The organism is Streptomyces sp. NPDC016845, assembly GCF_044332585.1.
Taxonomy (GTDB): domain Bacteria; phylum Actinomycetota; class Actinomycetes; order Streptomycetales; family Streptomycetaceae; genus Streptomyces.
Genome location: NZ_JBIRPI010000022.1, coordinates 38,604 through 54,224, shown reverse-complemented (window position 1 = coordinate 54,224; position 15,621 = coordinate 38,604). Strand labels below are relative to the sequence as shown.

Annotated in this window: 15 protein-coding genes, 1 tRNA gene and 1 pseudogene; 8 read left to right on the top strand and 9 right to left on the bottom strand. The window is 71.9% G+C overall.

The window, feature by feature from the left end:
* The 4 genes and pseudogenes from ACH4RC_RS34245 to ACH4RC_RS34230 all read left to right on the top strand — a co-directional run.
* Positions 1-493 (top strand): annotated as a pseudogene (locus ACH4RC_RS34245) (RNA helicase); the annotation flags it as partial.
* Positions 494-687: 194 nt separating this feature from the next.
* Complete coding sequence (locus ACH4RC_RS34240; RefSeq protein WP_398207823.1) at positions 688-3,663, top strand: FG-GAP-like repeat-containing protein; 2,976 nt, start codon at positions 688-690, stop codon at positions 3,661-3,663.
* A gap of 68 nt (positions 3,664-3,731) precedes the next feature.
* Positions 3,732-5,228: an amino acid permease gene (locus ACH4RC_RS34235; RefSeq protein ID WP_398207821.1), complete on the top strand. Its 1,497-nt coding sequence runs from the start codon at positions 3,732-3,734 to the stop codon at positions 5,226-5,228.
* Positions 5,229-5,317: 89 nt separating this feature from the next.
* Positions 5,318-5,390: transfer RNA gene (locus tag ACH4RC_RS34230), tRNA-Lys, on the top strand.
* Positions 5,391-5,457: 67 nt separating this feature from the next.
* Here the strand turns inward: ACH4RC_RS34230 and ACH4RC_RS34225 are convergent.
* Both ACH4RC_RS34225 and ACH4RC_RS34220 read right to left on the bottom strand, forming a co-directional pair.
* The gene (locus tag ACH4RC_RS34225) at positions 5,458-5,712 is read right to left on the bottom strand and encodes a chaplin (RefSeq protein WP_398207819.1); all 255 of its coding nucleotides are present in this window, start codon (positions 5,710-5,712) and stop codon (positions 5,458-5,460) included.
* 121 nt (positions 5,713-5,833) lie between these two features.
* On the bottom strand, positions 5,834-7,030 hold the full coding sequence (locus ACH4RC_RS34220; protein WP_398207818.1) for an FAD-dependent monooxygenase: 1,197 nt from the start codon (positions 7,028-7,030) through the stop codon (positions 5,834-5,836).
* A gap of 157 nt (positions 7,031-7,187) precedes the next feature.
* Here ACH4RC_RS34220 and ACH4RC_RS34215 point away from each other — a divergent pair, with 157 nt between their 5' ends.
* A complete protein-coding gene (locus ACH4RC_RS34215) occupies positions 7,188-7,544 on the top strand; it encodes a chaplin (RefSeq protein ID WP_398207816.1) in 357 nt (118 codons plus the stop codon).
* 82 nt (positions 7,545-7,626) lie between these two features.
* Here ACH4RC_RS34215 and ACH4RC_RS34210 read toward each other — a convergent pair whose 3' ends face one another.
* The 7 genes from ACH4RC_RS34210 to ACH4RC_RS34180 all read right to left on the bottom strand — a co-directional run bounded on the left by ACH4RC_RS34210 (position 7,627) and on the right by ACH4RC_RS34180 (position 11,543).
* Complete coding sequence (locus tag ACH4RC_RS34210; protein ID WP_398207814.1) at positions 7,627-8,475, bottom strand: tyrosinase family protein; 849 nt, start codon at positions 8,473-8,475, stop codon at positions 7,627-7,629.
* 3 nt (positions 8,476-8,478) lie between these two features.
* Positions 8,479-8,895: a tyrosinase family oxidase copper chaperone gene (locus tag ACH4RC_RS34205; RefSeq protein WP_398207813.1), complete on the bottom strand. Its 417-nt coding sequence runs from the start codon at positions 8,893-8,895 to the stop codon at positions 8,479-8,481.
* On the bottom strand, positions 8,874-9,455 hold the full coding sequence (locus ACH4RC_RS34200) for a vitamin K epoxide reductase family protein (protein WP_398207948.1): 582 nt from the start codon (positions 9,453-9,455) through the stop codon (positions 8,874-8,876). Before ACH4RC_RS34200 ends, ACH4RC_RS34205 begins: the two co-directional genes overlap by 22 nt.
* Before the next feature lie 93 nt (positions 9,456-9,548).
* A complete protein-coding gene (locus ACH4RC_RS34195) occupies positions 9,549-10,052 on the bottom strand; it encodes a DUF5949 family protein (protein ID WP_398207811.1) in 504 nt (167 codons plus the stop codon).
* Between the two features lie 138 nt (positions 10,053-10,190).
* On the bottom strand, positions 10,191-10,496 hold the full coding sequence (locus ACH4RC_RS34190) for a hypothetical protein (protein WP_398207810.1): 306 nt from the start codon (positions 10,494-10,496) through the stop codon (positions 10,191-10,193).
* 71 nt (positions 10,497-10,567) lie between these two features.
* The gene (locus tag ACH4RC_RS34185; protein WP_398207808.1) at positions 10,568-11,158 is read right to left on the bottom strand and encodes a hypothetical protein; all 591 of its coding nucleotides are present in this window, start codon (positions 11,156-11,158) and stop codon (positions 10,568-10,570) included.
* 145 nt (positions 11,159-11,303) lie between these two features.
* The gene (locus tag ACH4RC_RS34180; protein ID WP_398207806.1) at positions 11,304-11,543 is read right to left on the bottom strand and encodes a chaplin; all 240 of its coding nucleotides are present in this window, start codon (positions 11,541-11,543) and stop codon (positions 11,304-11,306) included.
* Between the two features lie 346 nt (positions 11,544-11,889).
* Between ACH4RC_RS34180 and ACH4RC_RS34175 the strand changes: the two genes are divergently transcribed.
* Genes ACH4RC_RS34175 through ACH4RC_RS34165 form a run of 3 tightly spaced genes read left to right on the top strand, consistent with a single transcriptional unit; the run spans position 11,890 to position 15,618 of the window.
* Positions 11,890-12,969, top strand: coding sequence for a DUF3344 domain-containing protein (locus ACH4RC_RS34175; RefSeq protein ID WP_398207805.1), 1,080 nt, complete (start codon positions 11,890-11,892; stop codon positions 12,967-12,969).
* Positions 12,970-13,018: 49 nt separating this feature from the next.
* Positions 13,019-14,188 (top strand): glycosyltransferase, encoded by a 1,170-nt coding sequence (locus tag ACH4RC_RS34170; RefSeq protein WP_398207804.1) that lies wholly within the window; start codon positions 13,019-13,021, stop codon positions 14,186-14,188.
* Entirely contained in the window at positions 14,185-15,618 is a 1,434-nt protein-coding gene (locus tag ACH4RC_RS34165; protein WP_398207802.1) for a sugar transferase, read from the top strand. The genes ACH4RC_RS34170 and ACH4RC_RS34165 overlap by 4 nt, the downstream gene beginning before the upstream one ends.
* The last annotated feature ends 3 nt before the right edge of the window (positions 15,619-15,621 follow it).

The following is a 15,621-nucleotide window of genomic DNA, read 5'->3' as shown; positions in this document are numbered from 1 at the left end:
CCGTGGTGGCCGTGGCGGTTTCGAGCGCCGCGACAACGACCGTGGTGGTTTCCGCCGCGACAACGACCGTGACAACCGTGGTGGCGGCTTCAACCGTGACAACCGCGGTGGCGGCTTCAACCGCGACAACGACCGCCGTGACGACCGTGGTGGCCGTGGCGGTTTCGAGCGCCGCGACAACGACCGTGGTGGTTTCCGCCGCGACAACGACCGTGACAACCGTGGTGGCGGCTTCAACCGCGACAACCGCGGTGGCGGCTTCAACCGCGACAACGACCGTCGTGACGACCGTGGCGGTTTCCGCCGCGACGACCGTCCGTCCGGCGGCCACCGTGGCAGCGACCGCCCCTTCAACCGCGACCGTCAGGGCGACCGCCCCGCCACCGGCCACCGCCCCTACGGCCGCCGCGACGACCACCGCGGCGCCGGCTCGGGTTCGGGCTCGTCCTTCGGCCGCCGCGACGAGAAGCCGCGCTGGAAGCGCAACGGCTGAGGCCAGGCAGTGAACTGAGGGCCCGGGAGACGTACTTCGTCTCCCGGGCCCTTCGCCGTCCTGGCCGACTGTTAGGCTCCGAATGCCCTGCATGTCAGGGACATGTACATATCGAGGGGCCCCACACCCTCCGTTCCTGTGTGACTTGGTGAGGGGTCCTTTTCGTGCGTCGACGTACTGTGCGCAGATCTGTCATGGCGGCCGGTGCCGCGCTGCTGCTGGCGGGGACGGTCAGTCCGCTGGTGGGTTCCGCGGCCGCGCAGACACCGGGTGAGGCGGTTCTCGCGCCGTACGGCGGCACCATCAAGCGGGAGTACGTGGCCGCGGCCGGCCGGACCGGGTTCCTGCACAAGGCGTCCGGTGGCCAGTACCTGTGGACGGAGTACGCGAGCGGGCGGTCCGTTCCCTTCCAGCCACCCGCGGGAACAGTCCGGATCATCGACACACACCTGGACACCGTCGCCTTCACCACGGCCACGGCCGGCGAGGTGCTGTTCGTCGCGCCTGCCACGGGGGCGTCGCACAAGGTCCAATTGCCCGCCGGTTTCGGTCTGCGGTCGGTCGCGGGCGACACGGTGCTGGCGAGCGCGGGCGACACCTGCCACCTCTTTAGGCTCGACGCCGAAAATCAGCTGACGGACCGCACGGTGACGGGGTTGCCCGAAGGAGCACGCTGCACATGGCTCCCCGGCAGCGGGATCCCGTCGGACGCCGGGGACGGCACCAACGCTGTGCTGCGGTATTCCACCGACGAACCCGCGGGCGCGTTCGGCTTGGTCGACCTGCGAAGTGCCGAGGTCGCTCCGTTGCCCGTACCCGCAGGCGGTTACCCCGTAGGCCTGCAGATCTCCTCTCGGGCCGTAGCCTGGCGCGACCAGTCGACGAACGTCGTCCACGTCGTACCGCGGGACGGTTCGAAGCCCGCATGGACGGTGCCGACCACCGCGGACGGGCTCTCCAAGACGTTCGGCCTCGTCGGTGACCACCTGCTGTGGCTCAACGGCGGCAACGGCCCGGTCACCGCGGTCGCCCCGGACGGGACGAGGACACAGGTACTTCGTTTCGGCTACGGCGACAGCCAGGGAACGGTGCCCGGCCCCGACGGGTCGCTCCTCGTGTTCGGCGTCAAGGGCGTCGGCGGTGACTATGCCATCCACCGCTTCGACGAGAACACCGACGGCACGCTGACCGACGAAGCAGTCGTGACGGCGCCCTGGTACAGGTCGAGGACCAGCTCCCTCGCGCTGTCGCACGGCCGGCTGGCCACCTCCGACACGTACGACGGAGGCAGTTCATCGCTGCATGAACGCAAGCTGGCGCTCACCGGCGTCCCGAAGGCGGTGACCCAGGAGGTCCTCGGGTCGCTCGGTGTCTGCTCCTCGGGCGGCTGCCCCACTCCGTACCCGACGGGCGACGGCCGTGTCCTGTATCAGGTGGACGGCGACACCCTGGGGCTGGTCAGCAAGGCCAAGCCCGTCCCCGGCACCACGATCGAGCTCGGCACCGAGGCCACCGTCCTGGATGTCTCCGGCCGCTACGTCGCCTACCGCACCGCCACCGCGACCGAGGTCCGTGACCTCGACACGGGGAAGGTCGTGCGTACCGGCTCCGGGTCGGGCCCCGCAGCACTGTCGGGCAGCACCCTGTGGCGGCCGGCCGGCAGCGGCAAGGTGTCCGCCGCCGAGGTAGCCACCGGCACGGTGTCGCGCACCCTGTCCCTCGGTACGTCCTGCTCGCTCGGCTCGCTGCAGGTCGCGGGCCGCTATCTGTACTGGGAGTGCGCCTCGGCCGCCGACGGCGCGGGCGTGATAGCTCTCGCCGACGGCAAGGCGCGCCCCGTGCGGGTCACGGGGCACGGGATGCTCGGGGACGGGTTCGTCGCATACGTCGGGGCGGACCGCGCGGTGAGCGTCGTCGACATCACGGCGGCGACGCCCACGGTCCGTACGGTCGGCACCGCACGAGGCACCACCGCTTCCCGGGACTGGACGGCGGACGCGAGCAGCGACCGGGTCGCCTTCGTCGACGCCGACGAGAACGTCCATGTCGTGCCCACCGGCACCGGGGCGGCCCCGCTCGCACAGACCGACGCGGCGGTGCCGACCAGCTCCCGCGTCGAGATCGACAACGCGTTCTGGCGGCCTCGCTGGTGGGTCTCCAAGCCGGTCGCGTCCTGGACGCTGACGCTGAGGAACAAGGCCACCGGCAAGACGGTGCGCACCCTTGAGGGCGGCGAGAGCCGGGGCATGATCACCGCCGAGTGGGACGGATGGAACGGCGGGAGCTCCACCGATGTGCCCGGAGTGCCCGACGCCCCGTACACCTGGACCCTGACCGCCCGCCCGGCCGACGGCCAGGGCGCCGCGCTCACGAAGACCGGCACCGTGGCGGTCCACGGCGCTCGCGCGGCCCTGCGCGACATGGTCGGCCGGGACGGCACCGGCGACCTCCTCACCATGAACTCCTCCGGCGCCTTCACCTACCAGCACGGCACCGGCAACGGCACCTTCTCCGGCAAGACCGCGGCGAGCGGCTGGCCGACGGCGACGGTCGCGGTGCCATTCGGTGATGCGGACTCCGACGGCGCCAACGAGACCCTGGTCAGAACCGCCTCAGGCGAACTGCGCTCCTGTCGCACCAGCGGCGGCGCGCTCAAGCCCACCACCCCGTACACCAAGATCGGCCCCGGCTGGAACAACTACGACAGTCTCGTCTCCCCCGGTGACCTCACCGGTGACGGGCTGCCCGACCTCCTCGCCCGGAACATCTCGACCGGTGACCTCTACTCCTATCCCGGCAAGAGCGACGGAACGCTCGGCACGCGGAAGAAGATCGGGCCCGGCTGGGGCGGCTACACGATCATCGCCGCAGGTGACGTGGGCGGCGACGGCATCGGGGACGTCTTCGCGCGCCGCAAGGACGGGACGCTGTTCCGGTACGAGGGCGCGGGCGACGGCGCGTGGAAGCCGCGGGTCCAGATGTTCCGGAACTGGGGCAACTCGTACAACGTGATCGTCGGCGCCGGTGACCTCACCGGGGACGGGCGCGGTGACGTGATCGCCCGGGACACGTCCGGGAACCCGTACCGCTACGACGGGATCGCGGGAGGCTCCTTCAACCCCCGGGTGAAGATCGCCAGCGGCTGGAACGTCTACAAGGGCGTCTTCTAGGGCGACAAGCGGCGTCCCGCCCGGCTCCGTCCGCATGGTGTGCCCCCGGCGAGGGAATCGCTGGGAGCATGACAAGAGAAGCGGATGGCCTCGCCGGCCGGGGAGCCGCGTCCAGCGCGCCCGGTACGGACGAGGAGCGGCTCGCTCAGCTCGGGTACACGCAGGTGCTCGCCCGGCGCATGTCGGCGTTCTCCAACTACGCCGTCTCCTTCACGATCATCTCGGTCCTGTCCGGCTGTCTGACGATGTACCAGTTCGGCATGGACACCGGCGGCCCGGTCCTCATCACGTGGGGCTGGGTCGCCGTCGGGCTCATGACCTTGTTCGTGGGGCTCTCGATGGCCGAGATCTGTTCGGCGTATCCGACCTCGGCGGGCCTGTACTTCTGGGCGCGCCAGCTCGCGCCCGAGCGTTCCGCGGCCGCCTGGGCCTGGTTCACCGGGTGGTTCAACGTGCTCGGCCAGGTCGCCGTGACCGCCGGTATCGACTTCGGCGCGGCGTCCTTCCTCGGGGCCTATCTGAATCTGCAGTTCGGGTTCGAGGTGACCCCCGGGCGGACCATGCTGCTGTTCGCCGCCATTCTCATCCTGCACGGCCTCCTCAACACCTTCGGCGTCCGCATCGTCGCCGTCCTCAACAGCGTGAGTGTGTGGTGGCACGTGGGCGGGGTCGTCGTCATCGTCGCCGCCCTCGCCTTCGTGCCCGACCGGCATCAGTCCGTCTCGTTCGTCTTCGGCGAGTTCGTCAACAACACCGGGTGGGGCAGCGGCGCGTACGTCGTCCTCATCGGGCTGCTCATGGCCCAGTACACCTTCACCGGCTACGACGCCTCGGCCCATATGACCGAGGAGACGCACGACGCCTCGACGGCCGGCCCGAAGGGGATCGTGCGGTCCATCTGGACGTCGTGGATCGCCGGGTTCGTGCTGCTGCTCGGCTTCACGTTCGCCATCCAGTCCTACGACGGCGCCCGTGAGACGGCGACCGGCGCGCCCCCGGCGCAGATCCTGCTCGACGCCCTCGGCGCGACGGCGGGCAAGCTGCTCCTGCTCGTCGTCATCGGCGCCCAGCTGTTCTGCGGGATGGCCTCCGTCACCGCCAACAGCCGCATGATCTACGCCTTCTCGCGCGACGGGGCGCTCCCGTTCTCCCGGCTCTGGCACACGGTCAGCCCCCGTACACGGACGCCGGTCGCGGCGGTGTGGCTGGCGGCCGGGGGTGCGATGGTGCTCGGGCTGCCGTATCTGATCAACCGGACGGCGTACACGGCGGTGACCTCGATCGCCGTCATCGGGCTCTACATCGCGTACGCCGTCCCGACCTTGCTGCGGCTGCGCAAGGGAAGCTCCTTCGAGCGGGGGCCGTGGCACCTGGGCCGCTGGTCGGGCGTGGTGGGCGTGGTGGCGGTGGTCTGGGTCGGGGTGATCACCGTGCTCTTCATGCTGCCCCAGGTGTCGCCAGTGACCTGGGAGACCTTCAACTACGCGCCGGTCGCCGTCCTCGTCGTGCTCGGTTTCGCCGGGGTGTGGTGGGGGGTGTCGGCCCGCCACTGGTTCCTGCGCTGACGCTCTGACACCCCGTGTTGGCGATACCCGATCGGAGTCCCGGCGCCGTCCGGCTATGCTCGGGGGTGCGTCGGCCGCGGCCGGCGTGTGGACCCTTAGCTCAATTGGCAGAGCAGTGGACTTTTAATCCATTGGTTGTGGGTTCGAGTCCCACAGGGTCTACCGCATGAGAAGCGCCCCCACCTGCGGCGAATGCCGCGGGCGGGGGCGCTTCGGCTTCGGCCTGGAGTCAGTTCTGCTCGCAGTTGTTGCCGAAGGCCGGGTTCAGCAGACCGACCACGTCGATCGAGTTGCCGCAGACGGCGACCGGGACGTTCACCGGAACCTGGATGTTGTTCCCGGAGACCACACCCGGGCTGTTCTGGGCGTTGCCCGCGGCGGTGGAGCCGCCGCCGGGGCCGTCCTCGGCGGAGGCCATGGCGGCGGAGCCCAGAACCGTGGTGCCGGCCAGAACAGCGGCGGCGGCGAATACGCGGAGTCGCATCGAATCTCCCTGAGAGATGAGGAAAAGGGGATGACTCGACTATCACACCGGTTATAGGTGCCCAGCCCGTTCTATTGGTCCATATGAGGACATGTCATGAATGGGGGCTCCCGGCGCGCGGTCAGTCCTTCTGCAGCGCGCGTGCGATCCGCGGTCCGAGCCAGCGCTTCAGCGAGCGCAGCGCCTGCGTCCGCTCGATCGCCCGGTCGACGCGGTAGTACAACTGCGGCGGTACGTACGGGAGCAGCGGCGAGTGGCGCTGGCCGAGCAGCGCGAACATCTGGTGCGGTGCCAGGCCCACATAGCGCGGCAGGTTCTCGTACCAGCCGGCGCTGTGCCGCGCCGCGCTCTGCTGCGGGAGCAGGGCCCGCTTGCGCTCGCGCTCGTAGGCGCCAAGGGCCGCGGGGAGGGGGGCGGGGGTCCGCAGGGCGGCCGCCAGGGACATGGCGTCCTGCATCGCCAGGGTGGTGCCCGCGCCGATGGAGTAGTGGGTGGTGTGGGCGGCGTCGCCGATGAGGACGAGGTTGTCGCGGGACCAGACGCGGTTGGTGACGGTGGGGAAGGTCTGCCACTGCGCCGGTCCCGCCACGTCCGTACGGCCGATGAGCGGGTGCCCTTCCAGCGGCGCGGCCAGGAGCTTCTCGAGCAGCCGCAGCGCCTCGCCGCGCTCCATGGTGTCTAGGCCGAGCCCCGACCACGTGTCCGGGGCGCACTCGACGATGCAGGTGCTGTGCTCGCCGTCGAAGCCGTACGCGTACGACCAGAGCCAGCCGTGCTCGGTCTCGGCGAAGGCGAAGGTGAAGGAGCGGAAGACTCTGGTGGTGCCGAGCCAGATGAACCGGTTGCGGCCCGCCGCGATCCGCGTGCCGAAATGTGCGGCGTGCTGGTCGCGCAGGGCGCTGCGGGCGCCGTCCCCGGCCACGACGAGGTCGGCGTCGAGCAGCGGGTCGCCGGGGGCGACCGTACGGCCGAAGTGGACGGACACGCCCAGGTCGACGGCGCGTTCGGCCAGGATACGGAGGAGTTCGTGGCGGCCGACGGCGAAGCCCTCGTCGCCGTGGTGGACGGTGACGAGGTCGCGGACGTGCGCGACGCCGTCGCTCCAGCGCGCCGAGTGCTGGGCGATCGCGCGGGCCGACGGCGCGTCGTGCGCCATCAAGATGTCGAGCATCGCGGGCCAGTAGGTGACGCCCCAGCCGTACGTCGAGCCCGCCGGGTTCTTCTCGAAGACGCTGATGTCGCGGGCGGGGTCCTGGGCCTTGAGGAGGATGGACAGGTACAGGGACGCGGGCCCTCCGCCCACGCAGACCACCTTCATACGGTTCCTCTCGTCGGGCGCGCCCGCGGCTTGGGCGCACTTGTTCTCCTTTTCAGGATGTATCCCGGTATAGCCCGTTACTGGCTCCGCGCCGCGCCGTTGAACAGGTGACGGCTGCGACCACGTGGCCGCACCTGCCAAGCAGAAGGAGAACGTGATGTCTCGCATCGCGAAGGCCGCGGCTGTCGCTGTCGGTACGGGTGCCATGGTGCTCGGCGGAGCCGGGCTGGCCATGGCCGACGCGGACGCCGCGGGCGCCGCCGCCAACTCGCCGGGCGTGCTCTCGGGCAACCTGCTCCAGGTCCCGGTCAACATCCCGCTCAACGTCTGCGGCAACACCGTGGACGTCATCGGCCTGCTGAACCCGGCGTTCGGCAACAGCTGCGCCGACGACGGCCAGGACGACGACGACCACGGCCACCACGGCGGCGGTCACCACCATGGCGGCCACGACGACGGCGGCCACGACGACGGTGGCAACGGCGAAGGCGAGAACGGCGGCTACGGCGACTGAGCCCGACGCCTTCCCGACGGCCCTCGGCGCGGCGGTGCCGGGGGCCGTTCGCCGTGCCGCGCGCGCATGGCCAAGGGCCCGCTCACTCGTACGCGTACCGGGACCGGTGCTCCAGCATGTCCCTCAGGGGCGTGTCCCACGGCGGCATGGTGTCGCCCACGGCGAGAACGTGACGGTGGTGCTCACCCGGCAGGTACGGGTCCGCCTCCGGATGGCGCTCGCACCAGCGCGACCAGCACAGGTCGACGAAGGCGTGGTGCAGCCAGAAGACCGGGTCGTTGACGGAACCGGCGCCCAGCATGTGGCCGCTGACCCAGCGGTGCACCCGGTTGTGGTTGTACCAGGTGCGGTCGCCGCGCCGGGTGGGCCAGCCCTCGAACCTGTTGCGGAACCCGGAGGACGCGACCGAGTTCCACGGGTCCGCGTCGTACACCGGCTCCCGCATCGCGCCCTCCAGCTCCGCCTTGGACGGCAGGTCCACGGGGTCCTTCGGGCGGCCGAAGTCGCGCATGAGGAAGTCGCCGTCCGTCACGGCCACCTTGATGTCCCAGTGGCCGTGCTGGTGGGCGAAGGGGCCGGTGGTGACCTGGTGGTCGGAGCGGCGGCCGTTGCCGCCCAGGAAGCCGGCGCCCCACAGCGACGCGCCCGGCGTACGGTCCACGGTCCAGTCCCAGTACGGCACCGTGACACCCGGATCGGCCTTCCGCAGGGCCGACTCGAAGTCGAGCAGGAACTTGCGGTGCCAGGGGAAGAAGGACGGAGTCATGTGGGCCACGCGCAGAGCGCCGTCGCCGTCGCCCCGGTAGAAGTCGATGTGCGTGCCCACGAAGTCGTCGTAGCGGCCGGTGCGTTTGAGCGTGAGCACCGCGTCCACGAAACGCTTCTTCTGGCCTTTGCCCAGCGTGCGCTGGTTCTGGCGGGTGTGCGTCACCGCTCACGCCTTCCGGGGGTGCGGTCGCAGGGCCTGGCCGCCCAGCTCCGCGACCGCGCCGCGCGCGGCGGCCAGCGGGCCGTCGTACGCGTCGTAGTGGTCGACCATGGACAGGTACGAGCCGTCGGCGCGGCGCATGAGGTGCAGCGGGCGGCCGTCGACGGTGACGTGCCAGGCGCCGTCCTCGCCGGGCTGCCGCCTCCCGGAGATCCGGCGGCCCAGATGCACCTCGTCGAACGAGCCGGACGAGCCGGACGAGTCGGACGCGTCGGACTCGGGCCGCGAGGCGGCGGACAGCACGCGCGGCAGGGCCGTGGCGGTGGTGGCGGTGCCGAGGAGGATCAGGGCGGCGCTGCGGCGGGTGAGATAGGTCCTGGGGTTCATCGTCGGCTCACCCGTCAGCTCGTCCAGAAGTCCCACCAGCGCGTGAGGACCAGCATCCCCACGGCGCCGATGTGCACGACGGGCAGCACCCAGGGGAACTCGGCGCAGAAGGAGCGGGCCGAGGACGGGGCGGGGAGCCGGCCCTCGCGGACGTTGACCGCGGTCACCGACCAGAACAGGGTGATCGTCGCCGACCAGGCCAGACAGCACCACAGGCACAGCGAGTTGATCCGGTACAGCGACTCGAACTGCAGCCAGGTCACGAAGGAGACGCCGAAGCCACAGCCCGCGTTGAGGGTCAGCCAGTACCAGCGGGGGAAGCGGGCGCCGGTCAGCAGGCTCATCCCGACGCAGATCACGGCCGCGTAGGCGGCGAGCCCGAGCATCGGGTTGGGGAAGCCGAAGACGGCGGCCTGCTCGCTCTTCATGATGTTGCCGCAGGACACCACCGGGTTCAGGCTGCACCCGGGCGTGAAGTCCGGGTCCTCGAGCAGCTTGAACTTGTCGAGGGTGATGACCCAGGACGCCAGGAGACCCGCGGCGCCGGTGACGACGAGGACCAGCGCGAAGGCCAGGCCGCGCGTCCGGCCCGGCAGGGGTGACGGACCGTTTCCGCCGCCGGGCCCGGCCTGGGCCGGTACGGACGCGGCGGCCCGCTGGACGTGGGTGCTCACTGGGCCTCCTCGGCGCTAGGCACGGATCCGGCGGACGGGCAGCAGGCAGTGCGCCGCGGCCGTGAGGGTCGCCTCGTCACCGGCGAACGCCGTCAGCTCCTCCTCGGTGACGGCCTGGCCGGGCACGGCGGCGGGCCAGGGGCGCGTGGTGCAGACGAGGTAGGCGACGCCCTTCTCCTCCGCGGCCGCGAGCCACTCGGGCGGCGCCGGGCACTGAGCCTTCAGCGGCGGCATGGTGAGGACGGCCTGGCCCGCCTCGACGAGCAGGGAGACGGGGAAGCTCGGCCGGCGCACACCGCTGTGGACGGCGTCGCCCACGGTCAGCCCGTTGTTGCCGAGGAGCGCGCGCAGGGCGGTCTCGGCGGCCTCGGGCCCCGCCGGGGAATCGCCCGTGGAATAGGCGAGGAGGAATGGCGTGTCGCCTTCGCCCTCGGCGCTTTCACCGCTCCAGGCGAGCACGGCCACGGTTCCCAGATCTGCCGCGCGGAACGGGGCGGCATCAGTCGGCGTAGAAGTCACCGGGCAACCCTAGCCATACGCTTTCGGGCCCCGGCCGATATCTCACTCGTACGGTCGAAAGCGAAAGCCGGTTCGAGAAAGGGAATTCTCGAACCGGCTTTCGAAGTGCGCTTTTCTCGGTGCGTTCCGGGCGGCCCGTCACTTACCGAGCGGGAGACCGCCGAGCAGTCCGGACGGAGCCCCGGGCGCGCTTCCCGGGTTGAGGACCTTGGTGGCCCCGGTGAGGCTGCCGACCAAGCCCTTCTTGTGCTTCGGGTCGAGCAGGTTGGTGTCCACCGGCGAGCTGAGCGTCGGCGTGTTGGTGATCTGCGTCAGCGCGTCGTTCAGGCCGCCGTTCAGGCTCATGGGAGGGAGGTCCGACGTGTCCGCGGCGAACGCGGGAGCGGCGGCACCGGCGATCACCAGGGAACCGGCTGCGACAGCGGCGGCCTTCAGAGCCTTCATGGTTTTCCTTCTTTCGACGGAACTGGGTCTTCACCTGCTTCAACGAGCGGCTTCGCCGACGGAAACGGAGGTCAGGGCTTCTGGGCGCCGTCGAGCCACTGCGAGGTGATGGACTCGACCAGGTCGGACACGGCGCTGCGCAGGTCGGTGCTCGCGTCGGCGGTGTCGCCCGTCACCGACGCCTTCACGTACTCGTTGATCGCGTCCCGCAGGCCGGCCATGGCCTCGCTCTGGTCCGCGGTCGCGTTCTTCGGGAGCGCCTTCTCGATCGCCGTGGTCTGCTCCTGCGCCTGCGCGTCCAGCGGCTTCAGCTGGGGACTCTGCTCGGCCGGCTCGGCCGGCTCGGCGGCGAGCGGGGCGGGCTCCGCGGCCTGCGGGGCGGGCGCGGCGGCCTGCGGCGCGGGCTTGGCGGGTTCGGCTGCCTGCGGTGCGGGCTGGGCGCCGCCGAGCAGGCCGCCGAGCAGGCCGGTGACCGGTGCGAGGAGGGTGGCCAGGCCACCCTCCGGCGGCGCCGGATCGGCGGCGGCCAGGCCGGAGGTGACGAAGGTGGAGCGGGCGGGCGCGGCGACGGTGTCCGCCGCGAGCGCGGGCGCCGCGGCACCGATCAGGAGGGACGCGCAGAGTGCGGTGGTCGCGAGACGCCGTACGGGCAGAGCGGACATGTTTTCGCCTTTCGAGGAGGGTGTGGCTTGAGATCACCGTGGGACGCCCCACACCGCCCTGCAACCGAACCGCCCTCATACGGGCCAAACGGCGACGGCCGCCCCCCGAACGGGGAGCGGCCGTCGCGGAAGAGCCGACTGGTCGTCAGTCGTTGACGCAGGTGTTGCCGAACGCCGGGTTCAGCAGACCGATGACGTCGACGGTGTTGCCGCACAGGTTGACCGGGATGTGGATCGGGACCTGGACGGCGTTGCCCGAGATGACACCCGGGGAGTTGCTGGCGGCACCCTGCGCGCCGGCGTCGGCGGCGGCGATTCCGGCGCTGCCGGCCATGGCGGCGGCTGCCACCGCGGAGAAGACGACTGCCTTGGCGGTACGCGACATGAACATGCTCCTTGGGGGTCGTTCTGTTCGGCCGGGGCAGGTGCCCGGCTTGTGGTGCAACGGAGCGGCGATGGTCGGGGTTGCGGCTCCGAACGGGTGAATAAGCGTTAGGGCATTGAAGTGCGTCACGGAGCGTCCCCGTGAGTCGGGCAGTAATTTCACAACTCCAACACACATCGTGTATCAAGTGAAATCCGCATTCCGGTCGCGACGTGACTGCCCTCGTTCGGGGGGCTTGGTTCTGTGCGGCTTGACGGATAAGTATGACTTTCTTATGTGCTCCGTGAAAGGGAAGTCGGCCGTGCGAAATGCCGTGCGAAATGTCAAAGGCTGTTTCCTGCGTCGGATGATCGTGGGCCTGCTGTCCCTCGCGGCCGTGGCCCTGCCCTGCCAGGCGACCGCGACCGGGACGGCGCCGGTGGCCGAGAAGCCCCGCGCCCCGTTCACCACGCGCTACGAGGCCGTCCTGCACGGCGGGATCGTGCGCGCCGCCAACGCGTCGGTCACGTGCAGCGACGCGAAGCCGGAGAAGACCGCCGGGACGAAGACCGGCTGCACCGGGGCGCGTGCGGGCGCGGCGGCGGCCAACGGCAACTTCGCCATGGCCTACACGGACGTCGACCGCGACCCGAACACCTACAACTCGTCCCGGGCCGAGCTCCGCGTCCCCGGCGGCGCGCGGATCACCTACGCCCGGCTGTACTGGGGCGGGAACCTGCGCGTCGGGGAGCGGAAGCCGCCGCGCGACAACGGGCGGGTGCTCGTGGCCGAGCCCGGCGGGCGGTACAAGGAGGTCCTCGCCGACCGCGCGATCGGACACCGGGCGGCGGGCGGCGCGGACGCGTTCCAGGCCTCCGCCGACGTCACCGACCTGGTGCGCGGCGCGGGTCCGGGCCTCTACACCGTCGCGCAGATGAACATCGCGAAGGGGCGCTCCGACGCCGGGGCCTGGGGCGGCTGGACGCTCGTGGCCGCGTACGAGAAGGAGTCCGCGCCGCTGCGGCACGTGTTCGTACGGGACGGCTTCGACCTCTTCGACAAGAAGCACCCGAGCCAGGGGCTCCGGGTGCGGACGGCACCGGCCACCGGCACGGGCGGCTACCTCGGGCTCGTCGCCTACAACGGCGACCGCGGCCGGACCGGCGACTCGCTGACCGTCGCCACCGGCCGGCACAAGCCGGTGGCGCTGACCGACCGGGCCAACCCCGCCCACGACGTCCTCAACTCGACCGTCAGCGAGCCCGGGAGGCGGCCCGCCCGGCGCGTCCCCGCGCACGGCAACACGCTCGGCTACGACTCCGACGTGTTCCCGCTGGGCCGCGCCGTCACCCGCGGCGCGAAGGCGCTGGACATCCGCCTCGTCTCCCGTACGGACGCGGCCTGGACCGGGGTGTTCTTCGGCACCGTCGACGTCGCCCGTCCCTGATCGCCCTCCCTACTTCAGCCAAGGACGCTCCTCTGTCAAGGAAAAGGCGATGCTCGTGACGTCCGCACCCCCGCCGCCGCACGTTCTGCATGTGACGCAGCCGGTCGACGGCGGAGTCGCGCGCGTGGTGGCCGACCTCGTGCGCGGGCAACTGGCGGCCGGGATGCGGGTCTCGGTGGCCTGCCCCGCCACCGGTGACCTGCCACGCCTGCTGGCCGCCACGGACTGCGACGTCCTGGCGTGGCAGTCGGCGCGGTCCCCGGCCAAGGGCCTGCTCGGGGAAGGGCGACGGCTCGCCCATCTGTTGGCGGCCGTCCGGCCCGACGTCGTCCACGCCCACAGCGCCAAGGCGGGCCTGATCACCCGGCTCGTCGTACGGGGCCGCGTCCCCACCGTGTTCCAGCCGCACGCCTGGTCCTTCGAGGCGGTGCGCGGGGCGGGCGCGCGGGCGGCCCTCTTCTGGGAGCGGCTCGGCGCCCACTGGGCCTCGCGCGTCATCTGCGTCTCCCGCGCCGAGCAGCGCGCGGGGCAGAGCCTCGGCATCAAGGCGGAGTGGCGCCTCGTGCCCAACGGCGTCGATCTGGAGCGGTTCCGGCCGGCTGATACGGGCTCGACCCCGTACGGCGACGGGCCGCTCGTCGTCTGCGTCGGCCGGCTGTGCCGCCAGAAGGGGCAGGACCTCCTCGTCGAGGCGTGGCGGGACGTGGTGCGCGCGCTGCCGAAGGCGCGGCTCGTCCTGGTCGGCGACGGGCCGGACGGGGAGCGGCTGCGCGCCGCGGCACCCGGCTCGGTCACGTTCGCGGGGGCCGTCGACGACCCGGCGCCCTGGTACCGCGCGGCGGACCTCGTCGTCATGCCCTCGCGGTGGGAGGGGATGGCGCTCGCCCCCCTCGAAGCCATGGCCTGCGGAAGTCCGGTGCTCGTCACCGACGTGGCCGGGGCCCGCGAGAGCCTGCCGCCGCACTTCGCCGCCGCGTGCGTGGTGCCGCCGGGGGAACCGGCGGCGCTCGGCCGCGCCCTCCTCCGCCTGCTGCGCGACCCCGAAGGGCTGCGCGTGCGCGGCCGGGACGGCTACCGCCACGTGCACGCGCACCACGACGTACGGCGCGCCGCCGCGGCGGTCGCGGAGGTGTACGGCGAACTTCTGGGCCCGGGGGACACCGCCTCCGCGGTCCCGGGCCCGGCGACCACCGCAGACAGAGAGCCGATCACCACGTGACCCAGGACCAGACCGTTGCCTCCGCCGCCGTGGTCGTCCCCCGGCGGACGACCGAGAGCGGCCCGCTCGCCCTGATCGGCGGGCCCGCCCGGGACCACTCGCCGCGCACCCTCCTGCTCGCGGCCGACGCCACGGCGGCCCTGCTCGGCACGGTCGCGCTCACCTCGCTGCAGCGCCAGCCCCTGCTCGTGGCCGCCTTCGTCGTCCTCGTCCTCGCCCTGCACCGGGCCGGCGGCCTCTACCGGCGCCTGGACGGGCGGCACATCCTCGACGACTGTCCCGCCCTCGTCGCGCGCGTGGCGCTCGCCTGGTGCGTGCTGACGGCGGCCGCGGCGAGCCTGCCCGGGCTGCACGAGGTCCCGCCGCGCGCGGTGTTCACGGGCTGTGCCGTGCAGGGCGCGTGCACCGTCGCCGCCCGCGCGCTCATTCTGCGGCGGCACCGGACGGCTCTGCTCCGCAGGCCCTGCGCGACGCTCCTCGTCGGCCCCGAGGCGACCGCGACCCGGGTCGCCGCGGCGCTCCAGCGCCACCGGCCGAGCGGCATCCGCCTCGTCGGCATCGTCGGCGGCGACACGGCCGACCGGCGGACCGACGCCGGGGAGCCGCCGGTGCCGGTGCTGACGAGCGCCGCCGACGTACGGCGCGCGGTGATCCAGAACGGGGTGCGGCGCGCGATCCTGCTCGGCGGCTCCAGCGCGCCGGAGCACCGGCCGTGGCTGCACAGCCTCGCCGAACTGCGCTGCGAACTCTGGGAGCTCGACCCCGACCCGTCGGTGTACGTGCCCGAGCACCGCGGCGCCGAGACCCACCTGGCCGGCTTCCGCTGCCGTCCGCTGACCGGGGCGGCCCACCGGCTGCACCCCGGCAAACGCGCCCTGGACCTGGCCGTCTCTGCGGTCCTGCTCGTCCTCGCCGCCCCGGTCCTCGCGGTCTGCGCGGTCTGGCTGCGCGTCAGCGAGGGGCCGGGCGTCGTGTTCCGGCAGGAACGTGTCGGCAAGGACGGGCGGCCCTTCACGCTCCTGAAGTTCCGTACGCACCGCCCGGCCGACCCGCTGGAGTCAGCGACGCGCTGGAGCGTCGCGGGCGAGCACCACATGCCGTGGTTCTGCCGGTTCCTGCGCCGCACCTCGCTCGACGAGCTGCTCCAGCTGTGGAACGTCTTCCGCGGCGACATGAGCCTCGTCGGACCCCGCCCGGAACGCCCGTACTTCGTCATGAAGTTCAGCGAGACCTACCCGGGCTACGGCGACCGGCACCGCGTGCCGACCGGCATCACCGGGCTCGCCCAGATCAACGGCCTGCGCGGCGACACCTCCATCGAGGACCGCTGCCGCTACGACAACGCCTACATCGACAGCTGGTCGCTCTGGGGCGACCTCACCATCTTGGCGCGCACGGCGACCGAGTTCTTCCGCCCTACGGGGAGTTGACGC